Raw genomic sequence first — 24793 nt, 5'->3', positions numbered from 1 at the left:
GGACGGAGGAACTCCCACTCCTGATCAGACAGTTCATGGCGACGTATCACACGACCATGATCCACTACTCAAGATCAATTGAAGACACGACCTAGCGCGGCCATGGCGAAGGTGGCGAACCGGTGCGGGGTGTGGTCGTTGCCTACGACGCGGGTGACGTACCGGTTGCGCTGGTGGCCGGCGTTGAGCAGGCCGCGCATCTCCTCGTTCTTCTCCGCCTGCTTCGGCGTGCCGAAGATGGTGTCCGCCTCGTCCACCAGCAGGGTGGGCGGTTCGTCGGTGATGGAGCGGAAGATGGCCGCGGGCGTGGTGTTGATGGTGAGCATCGGCTCGTGGACCGTCTCGGTGAGCACGTCCAGGAGCCGTGACTTGCCGCACCGCTTCGCCGGCCCGACCACCGCCAGGCGCGGTGCGTGCTGCCACGCGGGCTGTAGGTGCGTCGCCGCCACCCACAGCGTGACCGCGTGTAGCGCCTGCTGGGAGGGCAGGATCACGAACTGGGCTACCTGGGAACGCAGTTCGCTCAGCAGCTCGGAGCCGTACGTCGGCTCGGGTTCCGGCACCGCCTCCTCGGCGGGCTGATCCACCGGGACCGTATCCGGCGCCCCGCCGTCGGCCGCCGGGGCGGCTTCGGACGCATAGCCGGGCCGGCCAGGCACGGCGACCGTCGGCCATACCGCTTTGCCGGGTGCGGAATAGGGCTCGGGTGTCGTAGGTTGCACAGGGCAGCTCCTTTTCCGGTGACGTCGGGCATGCAGGCCCGACTCACGCAGGTCGTTCGTTGGTATGCGGGCAGTGGAGTGTGCGGAGCCTCCGGCGTTGGCGCGCCGGGGGCTTTCTCGCTTCCTTGGCCGGGGCGAGGGAACACGGACAGTACGTCCACGCCCCGACACAGTCCAGCGTTTCTGTGTCAGCTCAGCGCAGAAGCGTCTGCTATGGGCTCGGGCGGTCATGCGGCCAGGCCGAGCAGGTGCAACAGGTCGGCGGTCACGACGCGGTACGCCTTGCCCAGCCGCAGGACCTTGCAGGGGTACTGGCCCCGCTTGGCCAGCTCGTAACCCTTGCTCCGCCCCAACCCCAACGCCCGATTGCCGGTGTCCAGGTCAACAGCAGCGGGAAGCTCCAGGAGCTCCGCTCGGCTCATACCCTTCGCCCGGCCGGCGGGTTCGTTCTCACGCATACGCGCTCCATCCATGACTGAGCCCTCGGCGAACACGACGATCGCGCTCGTCTCCAGGTCATGGAATCAACGCTAGGCAAGCTAATGTGTCTTCATGACACAACGCCGTTCCGACCATAGAGACGAGGAAGACACCGAGGCCGACGACCTCGAATGGGAGGACCACGTCATGGCCACCGTGGCCGGCGAGGTCCGCAGACGGCGGAAGGAACTGCGATGGAGCGCACAAGATCTCGCCGACAGGTGCGAGGAGATCGGCTACCCGATCCCGCGCAACGTGATCGCCAACATGGAGTCCGGCCGCCGCGCTGTCCTCCCCCTGGTCGAGGTCATGGTCCTCGCCAAGGCCCTGCGCATGTCCCCGATCAGCCTGATCTACCCCGTCGGGTACGTCGACGACATCCGCCAACTTCCCTACCAAGACCCGCAACCGGCCTGGGACGCCCTGCAGTGGTTCACCGGCAACTCTCCGGCTGAAGATGCCACCGATCACATGCTCGACCACTTCCTCGCCCACGACCTCGAACTCCGCTCGGCCCTGGCCGCCGTGGAGAGCGAGGACTACGAACGCTGGAAGGTCAAGACCGCCCCCAACCGCGTCCAACGGGAAGCAGCCGAGCGCGCTTTGGCCCGGTACGCCGACCAGGCCGCCAACGCCAAGCACGAACTACGCCGCCACCGCGACGCCATCCGCGAAGCCGGCGGCACCCCACCCCACCTGCCCTCCCCGCTCGCCGACGTCGACCCGCCACCCGATACCGACCCCACCGAGGAGAACGACCTTTGAAGGGTTCCACCCACCGCCGCTGCTACTGCCGCGACACCCACACCGGTAAACCGCTCGGCAAGCAGTGCCCGAAGCTCTCCAGCCGCAAGCACGGCTCGTACTCCATACGCCAGGAGCTCCCGCCCCGCGAAGACGGCACCCGCCGCTCCTTCAGCCGCGCCGGCTACGACTCCCTCAAGGCCGCCCAGGCCGACCTCGACCACATACGCGCCCTCCTCGGCCTCGCCGACACCGACGACCCCGAAGGCATGGCGCTGATCGCCGCCATGCTGGAGGAGGTCGGCGACGAGAAGTCGCCACTGCCGGATGTCGAGGAGACCCGCCGGCGCCTGAAGTCCGGTCAGGACCTGATCGGCCGCCTGACCGTCGGCGAGTGGCTCGACCGGTGGCTCGACGGCAAGCGCATCCGCAAGTCGGGGCTCAGCCGCTACGAGACCGATATCCGGTTCCATTTGAAGCCTCGGATCGGCCACCACCGTCTCGATCGGCTGCGCGTGAGCCATCTCAGCGAGATGTTCACGGCCATATCCGACGGCAATGCCGAGATCCTGGAGCAGAACGCCCAGCGCCGTGCCGCGGTCGAGGAGTTGGCCACCGTGCCGTGGAAGGGGCTGGACAACCGCGCCCGCCGCAAGGTGATGAAGACGGCGATCGATGCCATGCCGCCGTTCCGGCGTGTGACCGGCCCGGCTACCCGGCTGCGCATCAAGGCCACGCTGCGGTCTGCGTTGAACGACGCGATCGGCCAGCAGATCCTCACCTTCAACCCGGCCGCCCACGTCGAGCTCGACCCAGTGCGTAAGCCGAAGGCTCTGGTGTGGACGGACGCGCGGGTCGCCAGGTGGGAGCAGACGGGTGAGAAGCCCTCCCCCGTCATGGTCTGGACGCCCGAACAGACTGGCGCGTTCCTCGACTTCCTCGCGGAGGACCGGCTGTACGCGATGTGGCACCTGATCGCCTTCCGCGGTCTGCGGCGGGGCGAGGCATGCGCGCAGCCCTGGTCGGAGACCAATCTCGATGACCACTCCCTGACCGTCTCCGCCCAGCTCGTCCAGGACGGGTGGGGGGTCGAGACCTCGGAGCCCAAGACGGACAGCGGCTTCCGTGTGGTCGCGCTCGACGACGACACCGTCAGCGTCTTGAAGCGGCACCGCGAACAGCAGGACGCGGACCGCGAGGAGTGGGGAACGGCCTGGGTCGAGACTGGCATGGTCTTCACCCAGGAAGACGGCTCCTGGCTGCACCCCGGCAAGGTGACCGACCTCTTCGAGCGCCTCGTCGCCGCTTCCGGGCTCCCGCCGATCCGGCTGCACGACCTCCGGCACGGCGCGGCCACGCTCATGCTCGCCGCCGGCATCGACGTGAAGATCGTGTCGGACACGCTCGGGCACAGCGACACCCGCATTACGCGGGACATTTACCAGAGCGTCCTGCCGCAGGTCGGCAAGAACGCTGCCGAGGCCACCGCCAAGCTGGTCCCGCTTCAGCGGAAGACCGAGGCGGAGGAGGCCGCCCGCAAGGCCGCCAAGAAGGCGGCGGCCAAGGCGAAAGCCGAGGCCAGGGCCAAGAAGAAGGCCAAGCGGAAGAAGCCCAAGAAGTAGGGCACCGGACCGCACCGCTCACGCATCGCTCACGCAAGCCATCTCGCGGCATCCCGGCCGCGTGACGCGTCATGCCCCGAGCAACACAAAAGGCCAGGTCACGGGCTATGTGACCTGGCCTTTGCCGGAGCCGCCTTCGGGATTCGAACCCGAGACCTACGCATTACGAGCTCGCCAGAGCTTTGCCCTAGGGTTCACTTCCTCTCCCTGATTTAGGCATCTGCGCAGGTCAGCTAACATGTTGATATCCGGGATGCGTCGATCGTTCACGGGGTTTCACCGTCCTTCCGGCCCCATCTGGGCCCCAGGACTGGGCCGCCGACGGGCTGGCCGGGCCCTGGTCAGGCTGACCTCCAGTTCAGCGCCAGGCGCCGAAGTGGCGTCCAGCGCAGAGATCTTGCGACGCGGAGAGGCCCTGCCCCTCGGGCGGTCTCTAGGGGTCGTCGCGTTGATCAGGCCGCGAGCGTGATCTCCAACCGTCGAGAACTGCTCTGTCAGTGCCCGGTGGCATGCTCTTCCATCATGAACAAGCAGCACTTCTGGGAGCTCATCGCTGCGGCCCGCAACCAGGTGATCGCCCCGCACGAAAGCGAAGCGGTCGCTCGCGAAGCGACCTCGCTGTTGGCCGACCGGCCAGTCAAGGAGATCGTCGCCGCTGAACAGGTGCTGTGGGACCTGATGGTTGAGTCCTACACCAACCCTCTGTGGGCCGCTGCTTACATCGCCAACGGCGGGTGCTCTGACGATGGCTTCGATTACTTCCGCGGCTGGCTGATCGCTCAAGGTCGTGAGGTCTTCGAGCGCGCAGTCGCTGATCCGGACGCTCTCGCAGAACTGCCCATCGTTCAAGCCTCCGCGGCCGACGGCGTCGACCTGGAGGGTTCGGACATGCTGGGCATCGCCTGGAGCGCACACATCACGGCGACCGGTGATCAGCTTCCCGCGGGCGCGCCGACCATCCGCTACCCGCAGCTGGACCCTGCCTGGTCCTTCGACTTCGACGACTCAGACGAGATGGCTCGCCGCCTGCCGCGTCTGGCTGCCCTCTACCTGCAGTAGGCGGTCCTGACCGGTGGGGCACAATCACGGTCAACTGGGCGGGCAACGGTGGGGGTGGGAACGTGGGGCGTTTTGGCTCGCGAGGCCGACGTAAGGGCATACCGAACGAGCCGGCACTGCTGGCGGCGGCTGCCAAGAATCCGGGTGGCAGCGTCGCCGAGATCGACCCGGCGTATATCGACGACCCGGACGGCTACGTACCTCCCGAGGCGATCCGCGGCGCGTGGTTGGTGGACAGCAGCGGGAAACTGACAGGTGAGTACCAGGAGAACCCCCGACACGGGGTGCCACAGGACGACTTCAGCAAGCTCACTGATCCTGATCACTGGCTTGGCTGGCTCGGCGATGATCCCGCAACCGCCGTCCGGAAGGGCATCGAGGACTCCTTGCGCGCCCAGGTGGAAGACGCAGTGGTCGAATGGGTCAAGATCCTTGAAACGCCCCGGTTTCTCACGGGTGGGCGTCGACATTCTGAGGACGAACAGCTCATGTTGGTCACCCGCGCGGCACTCGCCGCGCCGTTCGCGTTGTCCGTGCGTACCACGCAGCACGGGCGTTCCATCCTCCTGGGGGTGTTCTCCTGGGCGGCGGTGAACCTCTCACCGCCCGGAGCCCGGAAGGACCGGCACTGGCTTGACCTGGGTGTCGGGCTGGACTGGGCCGGTGAACGGCTTCAAGGACGGATGTACGAAATTGACGGTGCGGACGGCATCGCCGCGCAGTAGAGCGGGAATGTCACTCCGTACCGGCGGCCAGAGCGGATACATAGCGCCTTAGCCGCTCTTGATGAGGAGGGAGCCGCCCGAACCCTCAACTAGGCCGCTACGATGCTCTGTTGAGCGTCCTGCTTGTTATGCAGTTAAACGCTGTCCGCGCTAACTCGGTCATCAAGCGACCGATGTGGCACCAGGATTGACGGAGGGCAAGTGACAAGGTGGATAAAGAGGTACTGGACGAAAGCGCTCCTCCTGCTCTTTTCCAGCTTCCTTGGTGCCGCCGTATTTGCCACATCAGTAAAGGCAGGAGAAGACGACTATGCCGATAAAGAACTTATGTTGCAACTCGGCAGTGTCGCCGCCTTTGTTGTCGTCCTTGTCACAGCCGCCGACGCGGCACTCAACGAGCGAGAGAAAGAGAAAGCTCGCCAACAAGTAGCTCGCGCCGCGCGCACGCTGGGCGTCACCTACAACAACACCCTCCTTCCTCTATCAACGGCTCTGGGAGAATTGGCGCAACAATATTCTGCCGCCTTCTCCAGCTCGGGAGCGCCAATACCCCCGGCACTGGCAACGGCTCAAGCTGCCCAATGGACGACGGTACGAACAGCGGTCCTGACTGGCGCAGCAGTGCTTACAGCTGACCCAGATTCCAGCTCTGGCCTTCCCAGAGCCCGCTGCTCGTATTACCGGCTTAAAGACCCGACCAAGCACGAGTTTGAACGAGAAGACTGGGCCGGCGCGTCGCCAGGACCTCGGACAGATATTGACGGAGCCGCAGGATCCCATCTACTACACGACATTCTGGAAACAAGAACTCCTTTTCACGTGGGTGCGGCCACCGGGTTGGTAAGTCGAATCGACCCGTTCAGCCCTAAATACAAGTCCGTTATCGCCGTAGCAGTCGCCGCTGGCAGTCGAGAATTCGGCGTACTCATCATTGATGCCCCTCAGGCCACTGATCTGACCGTGGAACACGTCGTACTGATGCAGTCAGTGGCCGGGCTCCTCGCCGCAACCCTCGCCCTCACGAAGTGAAGGGATCGCTTAAATGGCTGGCCGCCCCCCAGACCCGACTCCTCCGGATCCAATCCCGCCAGACCCGATTCCTCCGGACCCAGCCCCTCCGCCCCGAATGTCTCGCTGGCAGCGCCTACGCATTATAGCAGTTGCAATTATTTCGCTTGTACCAGAATTGCTTCGCCAAGTGCGGCGAACTCGGCAACCACACCCTCCGCCCCGCCCTCGCCATCACCGAGAAATCGTCCTGGCGACGGAGACTGCGCGCCGATACGAGCGGATGGGGCGCGAGGATTTCGAAGCACGAGTAGCGGAGGAAAGTGGGACGTACGGTTGGGAAAACCTTTGCATTTCGGTGATAGCACTGGGAGGGGTGAGCTCGGCCATCCTACTGCGCCGCGGTGGGTATGTTTCGTACAGTTTCTATCTGTTCGGACTCTCGGCGCTGTGTGTTCTTTGGATAGCAGTTCGATGGAATATTCGCAGGCGTCGAAACCGCAACCCCCGATAATGCCTTTTTCCGTCCCATCTGCGCGACCACTGCGGCCACTGCAATCCCCACGATCATGGGAGCAATCAGGGCGTCAACTGCTGGGCGGCGCATGGCGCGGGCTTCGGCGCGCCCCTCCTCTTTCGCTTCGCGGATCTCCTCACGGTCCGGGGCTTCGGCGTAGTCGCGGGTTGAGCGGGTTGTCCTGATGTGGGCCCGGATGTGGAGCAGGCACGGCCTTCCAAGATCATTTGGGTGTCGAGTCCAGTGATTTCTGCGGAAGTCCGTGCCTGCCGTTGCATCTTCTCCGATCCCGCCCATCCTTGACCAACTCCGTGATCAGCCTGACGCTGCTGAACATGAACTGCCCGGCCTGCTGGGCCGGTTGGCTGAGGTTTCCGATTCCCGCAAGCCCCGCGGCCTGCGACATGTTGTTGCCGGAGGCCGGCGGGGATGGTCCCGACGCGGCTGTCCCACGGGTTCCTTTGGGGTGAGCGGAGGTGGCCAGGCCGGGTGTCCGGGCCGGTGTCAGGTGGTGCGCCGAACCATGCGCTGCTGGTTGGGGTCCCATTCGCATTCGGCGTAGAGGCGGTTGAGGTCGGGGAAGGACTCGTTGCCGGGGCCGAGGTCGATGACGAAGCCGTACTCGAGGCACTCGTCCTCGCCGGGCCACCGGCCGGTCCAGGGGGTGTTGCACGCGGTGCCGTAGTGGGGGCAACCGAGGCGCTGGAAGCCGGTGATGGCACAGCGGGCGACGTCGCAGCCGTCGAGGTGGAAGTTGCCGGGGCTGACCGCACAGTCGGGGCAGTTGGTGAGTTCGGGGCGGGGCTGATCGGTGTCGGGGTCGTTGGCCATGCGTGGTCCTCCGGGTATGGGCGGGCCGCCCACCTGGTGGGGTGAGCGGCCCGGTTAGCGGTGGCTAGGTGGTCTGGTTGGTGGGCTCGCGCTGCCGTCCCGGTGCGGCCAGGACGTCGTGTCCAAGCTGGCCAAGGCGCAGGGTGATCCAGGCGGTCTTCTGGTGGTCCTGCTGTCCGGGGCGCGTGAAGGCTTCGATGTCGGAACGCCAGGTGAAGCCGGCGCTTTCGATGAGGGCGGTGGTCTGCTCGTTGAGGTCGGCGGCGTTTTCCGGCGCGACGACGAGGGCACCTAATCGGGTGTCGTGTGTCACCAAGTACATAGGGTTGGTTCCTTTTGTCCGCCGCCCACCTACTGGGGTGGGCAGCCCGGTCCGGGAGGAGTCAGGAGGCGTCGGGCTTGTCGGCAGTCGGCTTGGCCGGAGTTCGCTTGCTCGCGCCGCGCGGTTTTTTGGACTTGCCGTCGGCGTCCGGGGCGGCACTCTTGGCTGCTGTGCGCCTACGGGTGGTGCTCGCCTTGGGCTCCCCGTCTGCGGAGGGGGCTGCGGGCTTGGGGCGGCGGGTCCGCTTCGGTGTGGGCTTCTGCTGGGGCGCGTGCGTGGCCTCGGTGTCGGGCTGCTCGGCCGGGACCCTCGGCTCGGCTGTGGGCTGGTCGGCGGGCTCGGGGACGGCCTTGAGATGGCGCGTCTGCTTGTCGGTCGCGGTCTGCGGTTCGGGGGCGGGCTGGTCGCTTTCGCTGGCGTCGGCCGGGGTGGTCGCGCCAGCGGCGTCGGCCTCAAGATCGGCTGGTGGATCCCAGGGCCGGTGGCCGACGTAGAGGGGCTTGGCGTCGAAGACGGGCAGCAGGCGGTCGGTGATCGTGTTGTAGAGGGCGACGCCGGGGTCCTCGTCTGCTTCAAGGCCGCCGATGTGGACGGGGATGTGCCAGCGGTGGCCGTGCGGCAAGGGGATGGTGTCCTCTATGGGCTCGTGGTCGGCGGGCACAGTGCCGCCGGTGGCCCACAGTTGGATGCTGCTGCCGTCGCCGAGGAGGCGCATGCCGATCTGGCGCTCGTGGGGGCCATCGAGGCCGATGATGCCGTCGTTGATCAGCTTGTTGACCTGCCAGCTGTCGGAGTCGAGGTACTCGGTGATGGATTCGGCGGTGGCGTGGAGGGCCGAGGGGGCGAGTTGCACGACGTTCTTCTCCAAGAGGTCGTCGGTCAGTGGGTGGGCGGTACAGCCCCGCCCCTGATGGGGCGGGGACTGGGTCACGCGGGGATGGTGGTGAGGAGGGTGCGGGCGGCCTCGGCGAGTTGCGGAGCGTTGGCTTCCTCGCAGCCGGCGTAGCTGCATGCGGCGCGCAGGGCATCGCGAGCAGCGTGGGTCTCGCCGCGGTCGAGGAAATGCGCAGCGGAGTCGAACGAGAAGGCAGCGACGCCGAGGGCGTTCTCCTGGTCGTCGCAGACGGCGCGGTTGACGAGGGCGCGGGCTCGGGCGGCCAGCTTGCGGACGGCGGCTTCGAGGTCGGGGTGTTCGAACTGAAGGTCGAGGGTCTGGGCGGCTAGCTGCATGGGGTTCTCCGAGAGGTCGGCCGAGTGTGCGAAGGCCCCGCCCTGGTGGGCGGGGCCGGTAGGTCAGGAGGGGAAGAGGCAGACGCTGTCGCCTTCGTCGAGGAGCATCGAGAGGCGGGAGCCGCTGTCCCAGTCGACCTTGAGCTGTCTGAGGGCCGGGACGTAGGAGCGGATGGCGCCTTCGTCTCCGGGGCGGAGTTCGGTGTGGGGGTCGGTGGTGGCCGCGAGGGTGACGCGCTGACCGGTCTCCTACATGCGTTGCCTTTCTGATGGAGGGAGCAGACACCCCGCCCCCGGTCCTCTTATTTTAAGGGCGAATAGAGTGGCGTGCAAGAATTTTTCTGGCGAAATACCAGGTCAGGCCGCCTTTGCGCGGATGAGTCGGTCGGCGAGGGCGATCGCCTCCTGTGTCGCCTCGGCTACCGCGATGTAGCTGAGGATCTGGTCCCGCTCCTCGAACACAGCCTTCCTCTCCCGCACAGCTCGCTCGTGCAGGCCGCCGTCGGCGAGGGTGTCACCGCAGGCAATGACCACGTTCGGACCCAGGCCCCACACGATCGCGTTGACGGCCGCGCCAGCCGCAGCAAGCGGTTCGAGTTCATTCAGCGCCCACACATACTCGGCTGGATCCGCCTGGATGTTGCGCAGATGCTGGGCGGCCGCCCGGAACATGCCGCCTGTGCCGCCGGCGGGCTCGTGGAACCGATAGCCCTTCTCGGGCGGCGTGTCGCCGATGAGCATCCTGGCCATCATGTCGCAGAGCTCAGGCGGGGTGTGGTACTCGCCGAGTCCTTGTTTGGCACCGTGCGAGCGCAGCGAGGTGACCGTCCACGAGATCACGTCGGTGTCGGATCGGTTGTAGGGATCGGGGTCGCCGGTCAGCTGCAGGACGCCGTAGCGCAGCGCAGTCTCGGTCACTCGGCGCACCGCGTACGCCTTCTCCTCCACGCCCTCCTCGGTGAGCCAGCCCATCAGCGGAGCCATGCGGGCCCCGAGATCGGGACGGTGGGCCCAAGTGTGCGCATATATCTCGCGGTAGCCCTGCAGGAGCTGCCAGTCGGTCGATTTGCTGATGATGCGGGTGACGTCCTCGGTATGGCCCTTGATGGGGAACAGGGCCATACCGGCGACGACGCTGACGGGGATGTCCATGCGGTAACCGCCCCAGTTGGAGGCGTGCCAGGTCTCGGCAACGGCCTCGCCGAGGCGCTGGCCTGCATCGCGCGGGTTGCCGATCAGTAGCGGCGCTATGCGGCGCGGCGCGGGGATGGAGGCCTGGACGGACGGCAGTTCGGGGCGGGGACCGGCGAAGAGGCTGTCGAGCTCGGCGTCGGCTGCGACGACGGGTCGGGACGCGGGGGCCGGACGAGAGGCGGGCGCAGCAGCCGGGCGGGAGCGGGCGGCGAACGTCGCCGGCATCGGGGCCTCCTCGGCGTCGGCGAACAGGTCGAGCTGGTCCATCAGTTGCTCCTTTTGCTTGTGAGCGTGACGGCGCCCCGCAACCGAGCCGTGAGTTCGGCGGGGTGGCGGGGCGCAGAAGAAGTACGGTCAGGGGCGGTCGTTGACGTGGGTCACGGTGTCGGCCAGATAGAGGACTCCGGCAGCCAGGCCGCCCACCAGGGCAGTCAGCTCGCCGCTGTCGCCGTCGCAGGGCCCGAACGCGGCAGCTCGTTCGACGATCTTGCGCAGTTCCTGACGGGTCATGTCCGTGGGCCGCTTGGGTTGCGGATGCGAAGCCGGGCCTTCGCGGCGTGCTTCCACCACGTCATTGACGGTGGTGAGCAGGCGGCCGGGGCGCAGCCCGGTGTAGTCGCCCCAGTAGTGGCCGAGGGCGAGGCGGACCTTGCCTTTGGTCTTGTCCCAGTCGGCGTGAACCGCGTACCGCTCCTCTTCGGGGTCCGCCTCGACAAGCAGGGCCGGGATGAGTGCCGTGCCGCCGGCCGGAACGTAGGCAAGGGCTATCGGGGTGACGCCCAGCTGGATGAGCGCGTCGTTGACGCGGTCGGCCTGGTCGACGGCGGCGAGCGCCTGGCGGGCCGCGTCGGCTTTCCGTCGGCGGGCATAGGCGGCTTCAGCGTCGGCGAGCCACGGGGGGTCGGTGTCGGACATGGTGGGTTCCTCGGCCGCGGGGTTGGGGGCCTCGTACCAGGTCCACTCGCCGCCGCCGATGCCGTACAGCCCCTCGTCGTTGGGCTGGATGATCGAGGTGGCCGACGCAGGGGCGTCTTCGAGGTACGGCCAGCGGATGAGGAGAACGACCACGCGGGGCTCGCCCCGATCAGTGCCGCCGTCGATGACGTGGACGGTGTCGTTGCTGCCGTAGCCGCACTCGTCGGTCATCTCCTGCGTGCGGGCGGCGATCTTGCGGACTGTGTCGAGGGTGAAGTACGGGCGGAGCGAGTTGTTCCAACGGTTGGCAGGATCGAATTTGGCCTCGAAGGGGCCGAACGTGTCGTCGATCCAGACCCAGGTGTCGATCACGGTTTTCCTTTCGGTGTGCGAGTGGCCGCGCGCACGCGGTTGCGAGGCCCGGCGCGGGCTACGGGTACAGATAGCCTTCTTTCGAGTGATGTGGCACATCCTTGGCGGCCGAACCAAGGGCGGAGCCCGGCCGCCTGCGCCGGTCAGGCGGTGGTGCTGTAGCGCGCCTTGAGGGCTTCAATGACCTTCGGCAGGACCTCGTACAGCGGCGCGGGGATGTCGGCGTGGTGGCGCGAGTCGTCCAGCGCCCCCAGCAGGACGACGGGCCCGTACAGGCAGTACGGCAGCTGCTTGACGTAGATGCCGTTGATCAGCGAGGTCGCGTACAGGTTCTCCTTTTGGCGCAGCGCGCCGTCGCCGTCGATCGCCACCGCCAGGCGACGCCCGCCGTCAGGGCGGGCGTAGTGAGCGATCTCGGCCCCGCCGCCGACCGCCTCACGCAGCGTCTCCAACAGGCCTCTCCCGACGGGCAGCTGAAGATCGGTGAGGGTGCCGTCGACGCCGAGGCGGACGCCGCGAATGGTCTTGCTCATGATTCCTCCAACGGGGGTCAGGGCTTGAGTACTGGCGAGTTCTGGGCGGCGAAGATCCGAGCCGTGCACCGGAATCGCCCGCCAGCGGGGAACGGCGTGGCCGCACCAGCAGCATGTGAGCGTGTCCTTGGGTTTCGGCATCAGGCTTCGCCGATCGGTTGGTCGCCGCCCCGATGGCGGCCCCCGAGGCGGTCAGAACGGGCGAAGGCTCAAGGCGAGTTCGGTGAGCATCTGGCGGCCGATGTGCAGCGCGTGACTGGTGGAGAACTCGTCCTGCTCGGCGCGGGCGGCCATCTCCACCAGGCACTTCAGGAGCACATCGGGCATGCAAGCGATCCATGTCCGGAAGAGCTGGCCGAAGCCCGCCGTCCGATGGGTCGCGGTCAGGGCCGCGTCGATGGAGATCACGGCCTGGCCTGCGGCGTCGGCGGTTAGGCCGAACCGCTCGGCGAGCAGCGCCTCCAGGTGCGGGGCTTCGAGGACGTCGGCGAGCCGTCCGACCACCTGGCCGTTGGCGAGCGTGTACGGGGCGGCGAGTGGGTCGGCGTGGGCGGTGCTGCTCATGGCTTCCTCCAAGAGGCCGTGGTCATGCGGGGACAGGCCCGGCCGCCCACCCCGGTGGGCGTGGGCGGCCGGTTTGGAGCGGGGTCAGGCAAACCAGATGTCCTGGTACGCCTCCAGCTGCTCCAGGGCGAAGTCGAAGTTCTGCGCGCGGGTCAGCACGAAGTCGGCCGCGTCGATCTGGCCGTGCTCGGGGTGGATGAACTGGAACGTGATCTTGACCTCGTCGACCCCGGGCCGGGTGGTGATCTTCAGGACGGCCGGGTCGTTGGCGTAGCGGACGTACACGCTGCCGCCGACGATGCCGGGGACAGCGTCTTCGGCATTGCCGAGGTGGGCGGCGAACTGGTCCAACAGGGTGATCACAGACTTCTCCAAGAGGTCGAAGACGGGGCCATATCGGCACCCCGGCAGCAATCGAGAGTTGGGGCACATCTCCAGGGCGGTCCGACCGGGGCCGGACCGCCCACTGGGCTAGCGGCCGGCCGCGCGCCGGATTCCTTCCGCAGCCCGTGCGGCCAGCCATTTCTCAAACGGAGAGTCCTCGAACTCGCCGTCGACCGCCTCTTCCGTGCGCTTCTCGCTGTCGTTCCCGCGCTCCACGACACGCCTCCTTGCTGCCGACCGGGGAGGCTTCCCCTCCCCGCCATTCTCTTATTCTAGCTGCATTCCTGGATGGGGCAAGACAAATTTCCGCGTTTACGCAGTTCAGAGGCTTGCAAGCGATCAGCGGGTGAGGGCCACGCCCGCGGGGGTGGTCACCTCAGGCGTGGCCCGGCTGTGGGATTAGTGCGGATGCTGGTTGAGGCTCTCGCTGTCGGCGGCCAACTCCTCCCCCGCGACGCGAGCCAAGCGGGCGACGTCGCCAAGCAACGCGATCACGGAGTGCGAGTAGTCCTCGGGGCTGGCGAGGGCCGCCGCTACATACAGGGCCTCGCAGGTCGACAGATCGCGGTTGGCGTAAGCGGTGGTGAACCGCAGGGAGAAGGCGTGCGCCGGGTGCTGGGGGCCCTCGGCCGGGTCAGGTGCGGTCAGCGCCCACAGCCCCTCCGGGCTCGGGTGACCGTACAGGCGGACGAGGCTCCGGTCTGCGACCTCGGCGAAGGCGCAGCACACGCCGTACATCTGGCGGCTGTTACTGGCTGCGGCGATCTCGCTGATCACCTGCGTGGTCTGGTCGACGTCGCGGTTGATCGCGTGCTGCAGGACGTCCATGACGAGGTGGGCGCGACGGTGGGAGTCCACGATGGTTCTCTCCTTCAATAGCATGGGTGGTGGGACCGCGCCCGCGGGTGTGGTCACCGCGGGCGCAGCCTGGACTCTGAAGCGGTCAGTCGCTGATGCGGGAGGGATGTCCGACCTGCGGCTCGGCCGCGTCGGTACCGACGTAGTGCGGATTTCGGCAGTCGGCGGTCTCGACATGGGCGCCGGGGTGCACCTCGCACCACACACGGTTCGAGGGTTCCTCGTGGTCGTAGGTGGGCGGGAGCAGGCCGAGGCTCGCGGCCCAGGCGTGGCCGCCGGCCGCCCACGCCATCGCGTGGAGGGCGAGGCGTCTGTTCGTCTCGTCCAGCGAGTCGAGGTTGGCCAGGGACAGGGCGTGACGTCCGGTCAGGACGCATGCCAGGCGCAGGATCTGCCACTCCGCGACGGTGCCGATCAGCGGGCCGTCGCCGGCAGAGAGGCACGCGGAGGCAACTTGCCGCCAGGCGATGCGGGCCTGGCCGTCGCCGTCGTCGACGACCAGTTGGGTGCTCTCCAGTTCGGGCAGCCAGTGGCCATGTGTGGCCAGCAGCCACACGGCGGCCTCTTCATGCCACGAACCGGCGGCGCGCTCCCCGAGGCGGGTGCAGAGGGTGGTGATGTGGTTCACGAGTGTCTCCAAGAGGGTGCTGGGTCAGGTGCGGGACTTGGGCAGGTGACCGACGTGCCAGCCGCCGCAGGCGCGGTTGCGGCACTGGTAGGCGGCTATGCGCACGGCGCCGCCGGCGAGCAGTCGGTCGCGGTGCTCCTCGGCCCCTTTGCGGGTGTCGTGGCGGCGCTTGCCGGTGCAGGCGCGGCCCTTGGTGCGGATCACCGCACGTCTTCCGGGGCGGTATCGGTGCTCGCGCAGTCGGTGCAGCGCCGGTTGGGCGTCTCCCAGTGGGCGGGGTCGGCGACGCCGACGATTAGGCCGCCGCAGACGGCCGCCATGTCCTTGCCGTAGTCCCGCTTGTGCACGTCGCTTCCGGCGTTGGTGCGCCACACCCAGTCGCCTCGCAGGCTCAGGCAGGTGACCTCGACGGGGGTGTGGCCGACGCAGCCGGTGACGGTGTGGGACAGCTCGCCCGGACGGCTGGTGAGCCGGGGGAGGCCGTATTCGATGCCCCCGATGGCCTTGGCCCACTGCTCGAACACCCCGGCGCCGGGGTGGTACAGGAACACACGCAGGCCGAGCGGGTCGTTGCCGGTGGAGACGCCGAGGTGGTCGACCTCGATGCTGTCGGCGGTCAGGCCGGGGTGGGAGCTGGCCAGAACCGCGCCGGCGATCATCGGCTGAAGGACCTGGCGCAGCGGGCGCGGGGTCGTGGGGTGGGGCATGGTGTCTCCCAAACGCGGGGTGAGGTCCGCCCGGGTGGGGGCGGGCAGGTCGGTCAGGTGGTGACAAAGTCCAGCTGCAGCTGCTCGGGCTCCTTGGCCTTCGCGTCCTTGCGGCGCGCGGTCATCTCGCGGACCGCCTGTCGGCAGGACAGGCAGGGGCGTTCGCCGTGACGAACGTGGTCCTTGGCACCGGCCTCAGTGCCGCAGGAAGCGCGCAGTTTCGGCTCGGCCAGCTCCTCATCGCGCACGTCCTCGAGGGCGGCGATGACGACGCCGTTGCACCACAGGCGTCCGCCGGCGATACCGTCGAAGAACGCCTGGGCCGGTTTGACGGTGGCGATGCACTCGGCGTGGAACGGGCACGGCCCGCATGTGCCGAGCTGGGGCCCGCACAGGCGCTTGAGGTCGGCTCCGGTTTTCCAGTCGCTCTCTCTGACGGTGAAACCGTGCAGGCCGCGGCAGGGCGCGCGAAGGGCCCATCCGTCGGTCACAGGACCGCCTTGATGCACTCGCCGATGTGCCGCGCGACGTTCACCGACACCGCGTTTCCCGCTTGCATCGTCTGCTCGGCCTGGGTGCCGAGGACGATGTACCGGTCAGGGAATCGCTGGGCCCCCAGTTGCTCACGCGGCTTGAGCATTCGGAAGTAGCAGTCCTCCACTGCGGTCGCGCTGCGCAGGAGTGCGGCCGAGTCGCGGGTGGAAAGCGTGTGCACCAGCTCCCCCGCCGTCTTGACGGAGGCTTTGCGGTAGGGGATGACCAGCGTGTTGCGCAGCTCGGGCGGGACCGCCCCGCCAGGGGTGACGAGGCCATGATGATTGCCTTGCGCGGTGACTGCGGTGACCGGCTCGGTGGCCAGGGCCGGATTGGCGTTCTGGCGGTAGGTGATCACGAACGGCTCCGGGTCGACCGTGACCAGGGCCTCGCTCTCGCGGGTCAGCCGGGTGCGCATCGGGTCGGCCACGTCGCTGCATGCGGTGTTCCAAGTGCCGCCGGTCGGCACGAGCAGCGCGTCGCCCTGCTTGACGGTGCGGGTGGAAAACGGCCGCTCGGCCACCGCGTAGGCCCGGTCGGTGCCGTCCTTGCCGTGGTTGAGGGTGATCGACGACGGCTGGTGGGGGAACTTGGCCAGGCCGGCACCGATGCGGTCCATGGTGGTTTCCACCAGCGGCTTCTTACGGTCGCCGATGCGCTGACCGAGGTCGTCCCAGTTGATGACGGAGGCGGCCGGGCGCACATACGGCTCGACGACAGCGTGAAGGCAGCGGCGGTTGGGGCATCGGTAGTTGTAGTCGCGCCGGTACTTGCCGATGCGGACCCTGGGATCGAACCAGGCCTTCTTCGCGCGGATGTCCTTGCCGCACTCGAAGCAGAACGCCAGCGGGCGGGGCTCCAGGTCCGGCTTGGGCATTCCCTTGAGGCGGAAGCAGAGATAGATCCGGTCCCGCCACTGCGGGGCACGCAGGTTGTCGTCGTCGCCGACATGCGCTGAGGTGGCGCACAGGATCTGCGGGGGCTCGTAGCCGAGCTCCGTCATGGCCTTCACCCAGGTCTTGAACAGGACCCAGCACAGGGCGAATTCGACGACATTCTCGATCACTACGTACGGGAACCGCTTCGCCTCGCATGCCCGTACCACGCACCAGGCGGTGGCACGGGTGCGCTCGAACGCCTCCGGGGTCAGTGCCTTCCAGGACTCGGCATCGTCGTCGTCGCCGAGCTGCTCAAGGATTTCGAACAGGTCAAGCTGATCGGTCGGGTGAATAAGGCCGCCGGCCGGGCTGACCTCGGTGCAGATGATCGACGCCCACAGGAGAAGGGCTCGGGGCAGGAACCGCATGGGGTAGCCGGTGACGTCGGCGACCAGGTGCTCGCAGTCGGGGTGATTGAGGGCATGGGAGGCCATTGCGGTGTCCCAGTGATTCATCACGAGCCTGCCGCGCCATCCGGCCTCCACCAGGCCGGTGGTAGAGCCTCCGACCCCGGCGAGCAGGTCGTTGAACGTGAGCTCCACGTCGGCGGGAAGAGTGGCCAACAAGGTGTGTTCTCCAAGAGGTACGGGCCCCGCCCCTGGGTGAGGGCGGGGCGAACGGGTCAGGAGCGGGCGGGGCAGGGGCCGGTGAGGCGGAGCAAGAGCAGCGGCAAGGCCTCCGCGTCGCCGATCTCGCGGGCGTAGTCGAGGGCCTTGGCCAGCTCGGCGCGTTCCTCGTCGGTTACGGGGTGGCTGATGACGCACCAGCACTGGCGGGCCCTTGCGGCGCCGTCCTCTGGCGAGGTGGCGGGAGTGTCGTTCACGGGGTCTCCAGGAGGGGACCGCCCCGCACACGCCGGTGAGGGGCGGTCCAGGTGGGGGCGGTCAGAGGAGTGGCAGGCGGGTCACGAAGACGACTTGCAGGTCGTCGCGGCGCGTCCAGACCGTCAGGGGCCAGTCGGCGCCGCCCTGTGCGTGGACGGCCTTCCAGCCGTCCTCTTCGAGCAGGTGGGTCTGCCAGCCGTACTGCTCGACTGCCTCGTGGTGGCTGTCGAAGGGGCCTCTGAGGGGTTGCCCGTGCGCGGCATGCTGGGAGTTGACCCCGACGAAGCTGACGGCGAACCGTTGGGCTGAGGCCAGCAGGACCTCGCCGAGCTTGGTCCCGGCCGACTGGGTGTCCGCGTCCGGCAGCGACTTCAGGTGCAGGGCGGTAGCGGCGAGCATCGAGACGATGTCCGCGCCGTGCTTCTCGTGCTCGCCGCCCTCGGTGGAGTCGAAGACCAGGGCGTCGAAGTTCGGGTTTTCGTGGTGGCCGCGCTTGATGTGCCAGCCGGTGACCTGATTCAGCCGGTCGGGAAGGGCGTCGTGGTCGGCGATGACCAGGTGCGTGCCGTCGGGCAGGTCGACGTAGATGACGGTCTGGCGGCCGCAGGTCTCGATGTCGCAGACGAGGCCGACCATGCGTAGCGGCGTGGTGACCGCCTCGTACTGCCGCCACAGGGCCTGCCACTCAGGGCGGTCAACGCGGCCGTTGTCGGGAATGGGTGCGAGGTTCATGCGATCTCCAAGAGGTGAATTGAACGGTACAGAGTTGTGGCACATTTCGGAATCTGGGAACGTGACCGCCACCCTGCCCTCAGCGGCTGACGGTCATCGAGTGGCTAGGGGCTCCACAGCCCAGGTGGGGCACCGGCAGAACTCATCAGCCTGCCGTGATGGAGCTCTGGCTGGAGGAAGTGGCGCCTAGCTTCCGAGTGCGGCAGACAAAGCAGCGAGTACCGCTTGGCGAGGGGCGGCGACTGTCAAACTGTCGCTCTGCACTTCTACCGTCCACCCGGCTGCCGCGAGGGACGCTGTGCAGGCGGCCCGCAGTTCGGCCCTCTGGGCACCCAGCCGCCCCGCTCGGTCTACTAACACACGCTCTCGGGCCTTGGCGCTGGGCGCGGCTCTGGCGATCTCCTCAGCAGTGAGAAGCGCAGGTTCAAGGACCATGACGAGGAGCCGCGGGTTGTCCGGAGTCACCTTCGGATCCAGACCCAAGGCGAAGCCCAGCGACGCTACGGCGTGTACGGAGTCATACGTGGCAGGGGTGCACCCGTCGGAAGCCAGAACCAGAGCGGCCTCATGGTTCAGAGCCTTGTTGAAGGCATAGCGGTCGTGATGCACGGTCACGTCCTTCCGGAAGCGAGGGCTCGTCCATTTCTTCCTGCCCATTGTTCGGCTGGTGCCGTTTCGTCGGTGGGCGACGCCACTTTCATCGGTGCCCCCAGGCAGCACGACAGGCCGTCGCATGGTGCATCCAGCAGCTGCAGTGCCCGCAGCGGACCGGGACGGCGACCGCCACCATCGCGGGAAGGATTCCGACGCGACCGAGCATGGCTCGCAGGCGCAGCAGTTGGGCCTCGTCGCGGGCGGCACGCTCCCGCTCGGCCTCCTCGACCTCCATCGTGATCAGGTTGGCGTGCTGGTCGAGGATGTCGGCCATGCGGCGGGCCTCCTCGGCGATCCGGCGGGCCTGGTGGGCGGCGTTCCGGTCGCGCGTGCGGTCGAGGTGGAACTGGGCGCCGCCAGCCGCGGCGAGCAGCTCGTCTGCGAGCTGATCGCGAGCGTGCTCAGCGTCGCCGAGGCCGTCCAGGTGCGCGTCGGCGCGGGCCTGGTCGTCACGGTCGGCGATGTCGGCGAACAGGGCGCCGACCCCCACTGGATCCTCGCGCCAGGCGCGGGCGAGGCCGATCAGGACGGGCGTGACCTGCTGTGCGGAGTCCAGGACCATGCAGTCCGGGTGCTCGCGGCGCAGGGTGGGCAGGTGGCCCATGCGGTCCCCCAAAAGGTTCGGTTCGGTCGAATGGTGTGGCACATGTTTCGAGGCGGCGGGAGTCAGGCCCCGCGGGCGGACTTGGCGGCCAAGGGGAAGTCGAGTTCGGCGGCGATCCGCTCGGCACAGTCGGCACTGGCCGCGAAGCGGCCGTCCTTGTGCTCGCGGGCGGGGATCTTCAGGCCGTGGAACTCGCCATGCGCCTCGGTGATGGCGACCGGCCAGGCGGCATCGAGGAAGCCGACGACACGCTCGGACTCGACGACCAGGACGTCGCCGTCGCGAATGTCGTCGCGGCACTGGGTCGCGTCGTACGCCTCAGAGGTACTGCCGAAGCGGTGGACGGCCGGCGCGGCGGCTGGATCCTCGACGGTGACGACACCCGCATCGGTCAGGGTCGTGATGCTCAACTTCACGCCGAACGACCAAACCTCGGCGACGGCCTTGCCATCCCCGTGCCGGACCTTCAGCATCCAACTCCCGTCCTCGACGGATGCGCTCGAGACGATCGGCTGCTCACTCACGCGGTCCTCCTCACAGTGCCAGGGGACTCTCCCCTTGCGCTTCCTCTTATTCTAGTGGCAAAAGGTGAGGGGTCAAGAATTTTTTCGGGGAGGGGCGACGGCTGCACGTGCCGTCTCCCGCCCCTGACGGGCCATCTGACGCGCCAGCAGCCGGGCCGCCTCCACTTCCTCGGGCCGCTCCTGCGCGACCTGCCGGGCCCGTGCCAAGTCCTCCTGGTAAGCGCGCAGCCAGTCCTGCTGCGCTTGGTGCTCGGCATCCGCTCTCTCCCGTTCGCGGGCCGCGCGAACGGCACGCGGATTGGTTCCGCAGGCACGGCAGTTCGAGGCAGGGACGGGATGCTTCGTGCAGCCAGTGGGCTCATCTGCGTTGCCAGCGTCGGGGGGAGGGGGGAAAGGAAGGACAGAGGAAGAAGAAGGAAAAGAAGGGGTTCCACCGGTGGAACCCTCTGGGTTCCCCCCGTGAAACCCAGAGGGTTCCATCGGTGGAACCCTGCCCTCCCCCTCGTCAGGGTTCCACCCGTGGAACCCTGTCTCCTTCACACCCTCGCCGGCGGCCAGCGCACGCGCGTCGATGTCCTCGTGCGTCATCGCCGGCTTGGAAGGCACCGATCGAGCAACGCCCGTGCGGGCCTTGCGCGGGTTCTTCGGCGCCTCGTCGGCCGCCTTGAAACGGGCGTCCAGATCGTCGTTGGACGGGATCGGCGGTATCCCCAGAGGGAACACCCGGTAGACGGCCCGGCGACCCGCCTTGCCGGTCTCTACGCGCTCTATCAGCCCTTTGGCAACCAGCTCGGTGACGATGGTCATGCACCGCTTCTCGGTCACGCCGACCCACGCCCGCAGCCTTCGCAGGCCCGGCTTCGAAAGGCGCGTCTCGTCGTCGGCCGAGTCGCAGATCTTCATCAGAGCCAGCTTCTGGCTTTGGGTCACTACGTCCTCGGGCAGGTACGCGGCAACGACCATCAGGTGAATGGACAACGGTAGTTCCCTCCACGGGCACACCGCCGCCCGCCCCAGCCGGGGCGGGCGGCGGACATCCGATCAGGCCTTGAAGGGCCGCACGATGATGGTCTTGGGCGTGGTCCGGGCGGTTCGCTTCTCAGGGACGGCCAGGCCCGCCTCCTTCAAGTTGGCGACCATCCGCTTCTCGTCGGGCACCATCGGCACCGGGATGCCCGCGTCCTCATGAAGGTCGACCATGGCCTCCACGTCGATGTCCCACGTGGGATTCCCGCCGCCCCACGCCAACTCGTTGCCGCCGTACACGCCCGCTGGAGAGGTGTCGATCTTCGCGCGGGCCAGTTTCTTGATGCTCTTGCCCTCGGTCTCCAACTCGTGCCCGCGTATGTAGTCGGCGAGGGTCTGAATGCGGTCGGCGTCGTCGTGGATGAGGAGGGTCTGCACGGGAGTGCCGGGCCGTTCGGGCAGACCCCAGCAGGTCGTCATGAACGGGCAGTGGTCGCAGATGGCGTCCAACCCGGGCCCGTCGAAGCTGCGACGCCCCTCCTCCGGGCTGTTCAGCTCGCGCACCCGCTGCACCCACCAGCGGGCTCGGGTGGCCTCCATCGGATCGAACGCGAACTCCTGGATGTGCTCTTCGCCGTTGTCACGGTTGACGAACCGGAAGCGGATCCGCGCCACCTCCAGCGGGCCCAGCTTGGCCAGGTACCGCTGGCCGCGCACGTCCTCGAAGCCCACTGTGCGCAGCAGATCGGCATACAGGTACACCTGCCGCAACTCGGCCTCGGTGGGCCCGTAGCGGCGCACCTTGTCCCACAGGAACGTCGACTTGGTCTTGACGTCCTCCACCGTCACCCCGTCGGCGGCGGAAACCTTGGGGCGGTGGCGGACAGGGACGCGGGCGGCGGTCGCCTCGTCGAACTGCACGGCGTCGATGTGGCCCCTGATCGTGTCGTCGGCGACGGCGCGCTCCACCAGCCAGCCGTACTCGGTGCGCGCGGCACCCAGCAGGCCCTCGTGGATGTATGTGCCCAGGATCGCGGCTCGCTTGTCGGTCTCGTCGCTCGGGGTGGTCCCAGCCACGATGTAGGCGGCGCGGCGCTCGCACACTGTGTCCGAGGCACCGAGCTGCCGCTGCAGGGAACGCGGCCGTCTGGCATCGACATCGTGCGCGGCTGTCCACAGGGACGGTGTGAATTCCACAGGCTGAGCTGTCATCAGGTACTCCAGAGGTCGTGGGGCGGTCCGGGCCGCCTGAGGCCCGGACCGCGTAGGCAGGTCAGCGCCGGGCGGCGGCCGACTTGGCAGCCGTGCGCTTGGCGGGGGTGCGTTTGGCGGCCGTCCGCTTGGCCGGGGCCTTGCGGACGGGGCGCCGGTCCGGGTCGGGCTCGCCCTCGGGCTCCTCGCCGCCCTCCTCGGCCCTGCGCTCGACGACGGCCCGCAGCCGGTCGGCGTCGCTGGCCGGGCCCTGGCCCATCTCCGTGGGCGGGTTCTCAAGCTCGGCGACCTTCCGCTCGATCGCGGCGCGGATCGAGACGACCTCGGCGCGGGTCAGCCCCGCGTCATCCTCGGCCGCCTCCCACCACAGCTCGCGCAGCCGTTCGACGTCGCGCAGTTCCACCACGTCGTACTCGTCGAGCCACGCCTGCACGCGGTCGCCGACCAGGGCGGGCATCTGGCGCGGCTGCGAGTCCACCGAGCAGCCGAGCCGGTTGAAGACGAGGTCCTCGATGGTGAAGTCCGGCAGGTCGAGCGGCTTGCCGTCCTCGATGCGCAGTTGCAGTGAGCGGGCTTTGATGACCTGCGGGGCCCGGCCCCGGCGCATCCGCACCCACACCGAGCAGTCGAAGGCCAGGTCCTTCTGCGCCTGGACCTTCCATTCCCGCAGGACGCTGCCGCGGCCGTCGGTAACGGGCCTGCCGTTGTCATCGATGGCGGTGATCTGCTTGCCGCGGGCGGTGATGATGGCGATGCCGGGGAACGTCTGCAGCAGGTGGATGACGTCCAGCCACCGCTCGGTGGCGTCGTTCCACAGGTTCATGCCGACTTCGATCGCGGCGTCCGGGTCCTCCTGCAGCCGCTGCGCGTTGCCCCGGCCGCGCCGGGCGCGCTCGTTGGTCCAGGTCTTGAGCATCCGCCACAGGGCGGTGCCCGAGTCGATGGACAGCACCACCGGCGGCTCGCCGGCGACGGCCGCGCGGCGGGCCTCGGCGTGGACGGCGCGGATCTGCTCCAGGATGTCCCGGTAGGAGCCGTCGTGGTCGATGATCTCGTAGTCGGCCCCGGGGATGGCCGCGTACTCGTCGGCGCTGCCCTCTGCCAGGTCGACCCAGTACATCTGGCCGATGCGGTCGGAGGCGGAGAACTCAGCGGCGCTGTAGGTCTTTCCCGCGCCCTCCTCACCTTCCAGGAGGATGAGCGGCCACGGCACGATGCCGGTCGGCTTGCGGGTTTTCAACTTGATGCCCATCTGGGCTGCTCCAAGAGGTCGTTGGTCTCATGCGGCCGGCAGGGCCCTGGTCTCGAACAGGCGGCCTCCCGATGCGGATGCGGCGGAAGCCTTGGGCGGTGCAGCCGGCGGCCAGTGCCTCCAGGTGCCGCAGCACCCACGGGTCGAGGGCGAGGAACGCCTCGAACCGCTGGAGATGGACTGGTCAGCGTCTATGGCGGGCTGCTGGGCGCGCTGAAATTCGGTCAGGCCGGACAATTGCTGCTGGTGAATGGACACGAGACCCCCGGCAAGTGCGAACATCATTCGAATGGTGTGGCACATCTTTGCGCAAGGGTTTGGCGCGATCAACCAGCAAGCCGACCCGAACGTCGGGCAGGGCGTCGGCAGTCGGACCCTGACACCGGTGGCGCACATCGTTCCTCCTGAAGGCAAGAGCAGCGACGCCATCCGGCGTCACTGCTCTTATTTTAGCCTCAATCGAAAGGTTGCGCCGGGGCACTTCCGCAGGTCAGAGGGCTTTCGCGGCGGCATGCCCGCGGGGGATGATCACCGAGCCAGGGCCGGTGTAGCGGCGCTGCCGCAGCGCCGCCTCGACCTGCGGCACGATCGCCCACATCACGGTCCGCGACTTCGCCTGAATCTCAGGCGCGGCCTCGATGAGGGTGTCCAGCAGCCACAGCGGCGAACCCGACAGCTGGTAGTCCGCTGACACGAAGCGGCCCTGCCGCACCACAGCCGACAGGTTCTGCTGACTGGACAGGCTAAACAGCTGTGTCGCCTCCTGTAGTCCCAACAGCGGCGGCAGCTCGTCCACGCTGCGCGCCCACACACCGGGCTCCTGTGCGGCCACCAACTGCTGCAGGCTCCGCTCGTCCAGTTCCTTGGGCCGCGGCGTCATCTGCCCGAATCCCCGCGCGAACGACAGCAGCCAGTACGGCGATCCGGACACGATCACCGCCTGCTCGTAGTTCAACACGCCGCGCGCCACCCACTGCGTTACCTGGGTGGGCTTCACCCGGTACAGGGCGGCGAACTCCTGCCTGCCGGCCAGGAACGGCTTCCCCGCCACCACGGGACCCCCTTCTCATGGACTGCCATCAGATTCTAACTGGCGGTGTTGAGGCTCCCTGAAAATGGCTCCGGACCCGCATCCTCG

General features: G+C 67.9%; 30 protein-coding genes and 2 pseudogenes. 5 read left to right on the top strand and 27 right to left on the bottom strand.

Going from position 1 to position 24793, the window contains the following annotated elements:
- Nucleotides 1-83 precede the first annotated feature (83 nt).
- Nucleotides 84-722, bottom strand: a pseudogene (locus ACIBAF_RS38010) (hypothetical protein); the annotation flags it as partial.
- Between the two features lie 227 nt (nt 723-949).
- Nucleotides 950-1180 carry a hypothetical protein gene (locus ACIBAF_RS38005; protein WP_399469387.1) on the bottom strand — a complete coding sequence of 77 codons (231 nt, stop codon included), beginning with the start codon at nt 1178-1180 and terminating at the stop codon, nt 950-952.
- A 94-nt stretch (nt 1181-1274) separates the two neighbouring features.
- On the opposite strand from ACIBAF_RS38005, the gene ACIBAF_RS38000 reads away from it, so the two are divergent.
- The 5 genes from ACIBAF_RS38000 (at nt 1275) to ACIBAF_RS37980 (ending at nt 6381) form a co-directional block, all read left to right on the top strand.
- The gene (locus ACIBAF_RS38000) at nt 1275-1967 is read left to right on the top strand and encodes a helix-turn-helix domain-containing protein (RefSeq protein WP_399469385.1); all 693 of its coding nucleotides are present in this window, start codon (nt 1275-1277) and stop codon (nt 1965-1967) included.
- On the top strand, nt 1964-3568 hold the full coding sequence (locus ACIBAF_RS37995) for a tyrosine-type recombinase/integrase (RefSeq protein WP_399469383.1): 1605 nt from the start codon (nt 1964-1966) through the stop codon (nt 3566-3568). The genes ACIBAF_RS38000 and ACIBAF_RS37995 overlap by 4 nt, the downstream gene beginning before the upstream one ends.
- Nucleotides 3569-4090: 522 nt before the next feature.
- A complete protein-coding gene (locus tag ACIBAF_RS37990; protein WP_399469381.1) occupies nt 4091-4627 on the top strand; it encodes a DUF4240 domain-containing protein in 537 nt (178 codons plus the stop codon).
- A gap of 62 nt (nt 4628-4689) precedes the next feature.
- Nucleotides 4690-5352 (top strand): hypothetical protein, encoded by a 663-nt coding sequence (locus tag ACIBAF_RS37985; RefSeq protein WP_399469379.1) that lies wholly within the window; start codon nt 4690-4692, stop codon nt 5350-5352.
- 201 nt (nt 5353-5553) lie between these two features.
- Nucleotides 5554-6381 carry a hypothetical protein gene (locus tag ACIBAF_RS37980; protein WP_399469377.1) on the top strand — a complete coding sequence of 276 codons (828 nt, stop codon included), beginning with the start codon at nt 5554-5556 and terminating at the stop codon, nt 6379-6381.
- Nucleotides 6382-7381: 1000 nt separating this feature from the next.
- Here ACIBAF_RS37980 and ACIBAF_RS37975 read toward each other — a convergent pair.
- From ACIBAF_RS37975 to ACIBAF_RS37855, 25 genes and pseudogenes are all read right to left on the bottom strand, one after another.
- On the bottom strand, nt 7382-7708 hold the full coding sequence (locus tag ACIBAF_RS37975) for a hypothetical protein (RefSeq protein ID WP_399469375.1): 327 nt from the start codon (nt 7706-7708) through the stop codon (nt 7382-7384).
- A 64-nt stretch (nt 7709-7772) separates the two neighbouring features.
- Nucleotides 7773-8030 carry a hypothetical protein gene (locus ACIBAF_RS37970; RefSeq protein WP_399469373.1) on the bottom strand — a complete coding sequence of 86 codons (258 nt, stop codon included), beginning with the start codon at nt 8028-8030 and terminating at the stop codon, nt 7773-7775.
- Between the two features lie 61 nt (nt 8031-8091).
- A complete protein-coding gene (locus ACIBAF_RS37965) occupies nt 8092-8961 on the bottom strand; it encodes a hypothetical protein (protein ID WP_399469371.1) in 870 nt (289 codons plus the stop codon).
- Nucleotides 8958-9260, bottom strand: a complete 303-nt coding sequence (locus ACIBAF_RS37960) for a hypothetical protein (protein WP_399469369.1) — start codon at nt 9258-9260, stop codon at nt 8958-8960. The genes ACIBAF_RS37965 and ACIBAF_RS37960 overlap by 4 nt, the downstream gene beginning before the upstream one ends.
- Nucleotides 9261-9323: 63 nt before the next feature.
- Nucleotides 9324-9494: pseudogene (locus ACIBAF_RS37955) on the bottom strand (DUF4314 domain-containing protein); the annotation flags it as partial.
- A 123-nt stretch (nt 9495-9617) separates the two neighbouring features.
- Complete coding sequence (locus tag ACIBAF_RS37950) at nt 9618-10721, bottom strand: N-6 DNA methylase (protein ID WP_399469367.1); 1104 nt, start codon at nt 10719-10721, stop codon at nt 9618-9620.
- A gap of 87 nt (nt 10722-10808) precedes the next feature.
- Nucleotides 10809-11741 (bottom strand): hypothetical protein, encoded by a 933-nt coding sequence (locus ACIBAF_RS37945; RefSeq protein ID WP_399469365.1) that lies wholly within the window; start codon nt 11739-11741, stop codon nt 10809-10811.
- Between the two features lie 143 nt (nt 11742-11884).
- Nucleotides 11885-12274, bottom strand: coding sequence for a hypothetical protein (locus ACIBAF_RS37940; RefSeq protein WP_399469363.1), 390 nt, complete (start codon nt 12272-12274; stop codon nt 11885-11887).
- Nucleotides 12275-12466: 192 nt separating this feature from the next.
- Nucleotides 12467-12838, bottom strand: coding sequence for a hypothetical protein (locus tag ACIBAF_RS37935; RefSeq protein WP_399469361.1), 372 nt, complete (start codon nt 12836-12838; stop codon nt 12467-12469).
- Nucleotides 12839-12922: 84 nt separating this feature from the next.
- Entirely contained in the window at nt 12923-13201 is a 279-nt protein-coding gene (locus ACIBAF_RS37930; protein WP_399469359.1) for a hypothetical protein, read from the bottom strand.
- A 108-nt stretch (nt 13202-13309) separates the two neighbouring features.
- The gene (locus ACIBAF_RS37925) at nt 13310-13438 is read right to left on the bottom strand and encodes a hypothetical protein (protein WP_399469357.1); all 129 of its coding nucleotides are present in this window, start codon (nt 13436-13438) and stop codon (nt 13310-13312) included.
- 183 nt (nt 13439-13621) lie between these two features.
- Complete coding sequence (locus ACIBAF_RS37920) at nt 13622-14080, bottom strand: hypothetical protein (RefSeq protein WP_399469355.1); 459 nt, start codon at nt 14078-14080, stop codon at nt 13622-13624.
- An 85-nt stretch (nt 14081-14165) separates the two neighbouring features.
- The gene (locus tag ACIBAF_RS37915) at nt 14166-14708 is read right to left on the bottom strand and encodes a hypothetical protein (protein ID WP_399469353.1); all 543 of its coding nucleotides are present in this window, start codon (nt 14706-14708) and stop codon (nt 14166-14168) included.
- A gap of 24 nt (nt 14709-14732) precedes the next feature.
- Nucleotides 14733-14912: a hypothetical protein gene (locus ACIBAF_RS37910; RefSeq protein ID WP_399469351.1), complete on the bottom strand. Its 180-nt coding sequence runs from the start codon at nt 14910-14912 to the stop codon at nt 14733-14735.
- On the bottom strand, nt 14909-15415 hold the full coding sequence (locus ACIBAF_RS37905) for a hypothetical protein (RefSeq protein ID WP_399469349.1): 507 nt from the start codon (nt 15413-15415) through the stop codon (nt 14909-14911). Before ACIBAF_RS37905 ends, ACIBAF_RS37910 begins: the two co-directional genes overlap by 4 nt.
- 53 nt (nt 15416-15468) lie before the next feature.
- Nucleotides 15469-15906, bottom strand: a complete 438-nt coding sequence (locus tag ACIBAF_RS37900) for a hypothetical protein (RefSeq protein WP_399469347.1) — start codon at nt 15904-15906, stop codon at nt 15469-15471.
- On the bottom strand, nt 15903-17450 hold the full coding sequence (locus ACIBAF_RS37895; protein WP_399469345.1) for a DNA cytosine methyltransferase: 1548 nt from the start codon (nt 17448-17450) through the stop codon (nt 15903-15905). Before ACIBAF_RS37895 ends, ACIBAF_RS37900 begins: the two co-directional genes overlap by 4 nt.
- 59 nt (nt 17451-17509) lie before the next feature.
- On the bottom strand, nt 17510-17710 hold the full coding sequence (locus ACIBAF_RS37890) for a hypothetical protein (protein WP_399469343.1): 201 nt from the start codon (nt 17708-17710) through the stop codon (nt 17510-17512).
- Between the two features lie 61 nt (nt 17711-17771).
- Entirely contained in the window at nt 17772-18443 is a 672-nt protein-coding gene (locus ACIBAF_RS37885) for a hypothetical protein (RefSeq protein ID WP_399469341.1), read from the bottom strand.
- Between the two features lie 697 nt (nt 18444-19140).
- Nucleotides 19141-19701: a hypothetical protein gene (locus tag ACIBAF_RS37880; protein ID WP_399469339.1), complete on the bottom strand. Its 561-nt coding sequence runs from the start codon at nt 19699-19701 to the stop codon at nt 19141-19143.
- Nucleotides 19702-19763: 62 nt separating this feature from the next.
- Nucleotides 19764-20225, bottom strand: a complete 462-nt coding sequence (locus tag ACIBAF_RS37875) for a hypothetical protein (RefSeq protein ID WP_399469337.1) — start codon at nt 20223-20225, stop codon at nt 19764-19766.
- Nucleotides 20226-20297: 72 nt separating this feature from the next.
- A complete protein-coding gene (locus ACIBAF_RS37870) occupies nt 20298-21203 on the bottom strand; it encodes a hypothetical protein (protein ID WP_399469335.1) in 906 nt (301 codons plus the stop codon).
- Nucleotides 21204-21266: 63 nt separating this feature from the next.
- On the bottom strand, nt 21267-22403 hold the full coding sequence (locus ACIBAF_RS37865) for a hypothetical protein (RefSeq protein ID WP_399469333.1): 1137 nt from the start codon (nt 22401-22403) through the stop codon (nt 21267-21269).
- A gap of 61 nt (nt 22404-22464) precedes the next feature.
- Nucleotides 22465-23655: an AAA family ATPase gene (locus tag ACIBAF_RS37860; protein ID WP_399469331.1), complete on the bottom strand. Its 1191-nt coding sequence runs from the start codon at nt 23653-23655 to the stop codon at nt 22465-22467.
- A gap of 490 nt (nt 23656-24145) precedes the next feature.
- Nucleotides 24146-24709, bottom strand: coding sequence for a hypothetical protein (locus ACIBAF_RS37855; protein WP_399469329.1), 564 nt, complete (start codon nt 24707-24709; stop codon nt 24146-24148).
- Nucleotides 24710-24793 lie beyond the last annotated feature (84 nt).

This window comes from Streptomyces sp. NPDC051677 (genome assembly GCF_044453465.1).
Classification (GTDB): Bacteria; Actinomycetota; Actinomycetes; order Streptomycetales; family Streptomycetaceae; genus Streptomyces.
The sequence above is the reverse complement of the archived record's forward strand: the minus strand, read 5'-3'. Positions and strand labels throughout refer to the sequence as shown.

Excerpts from the sequence above, each read along its gene's own strand:
- ACIBAF_RS37950 (WP_399469367.1), bottom strand. The coding sequence starts at position 10,721 with ATGGACCAGCTCGACCTGTTCGCCGACGCCGAGGAGGCCCCGATGCCG.
- ACIBAF_RS37960 (WP_399469369.1), bottom strand. The coding sequence starts at position 9,260 with ATGCAGCTAGCCGCCCAGACCCTCGACCTTCAGTTCGAACACCCCGAC.
- ACIBAF_RS37990 (WP_399469381.1), top strand. The coding sequence starts at position 4,091 with ATGAACAAGCAGCACTTCTGGGAGCTCATCGCTGCGGCCCGCAACCAG.
- ACIBAF_RS37940 (WP_399469363.1), bottom strand. The coding sequence starts at position 12,274 with ATGAGCAAGACCATTCGCGGCGTCCGCCTCGGCGTCGACGGCACCCTC.
- ACIBAF_RS38000 (WP_399469385.1), top strand. The coding sequence starts at position 1,275 with ATGACACAACGCCGTTCCGACCATAGAGACGAGGAAGACACCGAGGCC.
- ACIBAF_RS38005 (WP_399469387.1), bottom strand. The coding sequence starts at position 1,180 with ATGCGTGAGAACGAACCCGCCGGCCGGGCGAAGGGTATGAGCCGAGCG.
- ACIBAF_RS37865 (WP_399469333.1), bottom strand. The coding sequence starts at position 22,403 with ATGACAGCTCAGCCTGTGGAATTCACACCGTCCCTGTGGACAGCCGCG.
- ACIBAF_RS37905 (WP_399469349.1), bottom strand. The coding sequence starts at position 15,415 with ATGCCCCACCCCACGACCCCGCGCCCGCTGCGCCAGGTCCTTCAGCCG.
- ACIBAF_RS37880 (WP_399469339.1), bottom strand. The coding sequence starts at position 19,701 with ATGGGCCACCTGCCCACCCTGCGCCGCGAGCACCCGGACTGCATGGTC.
- ACIBAF_RS37885 (WP_399469341.1), bottom strand. The coding sequence starts at position 18,443 with ATGAACCTCGCACCCATTCCCGACAACGGCCGCGTTGACCGCCCTGAG.
- ACIBAF_RS37860 (WP_399469331.1), bottom strand. The coding sequence starts at position 23,655 with ATGGGCATCAAGTTGAAAACCCGCAAGCCGACCGGCATCGTGCCGTGG.
- ACIBAF_RS37935 (WP_399469361.1), bottom strand. The coding sequence starts at position 12,838 with ATGAGCAGCACCGCCCACGCCGACCCACTCGCCGCCCCGTACACGCTC.
- ACIBAF_RS37970 (WP_399469373.1), bottom strand. The coding sequence starts at position 8,030 with ATGTACTTGGTGACACACGACACCCGATTAGGTGCCCTCGTCGTCGCG.
- ACIBAF_RS37975 (WP_399469375.1), bottom strand. The coding sequence starts at position 7,708 with ATGGCCAACGACCCCGACACCGATCAGCCCCGCCCCGAACTCACCAAC.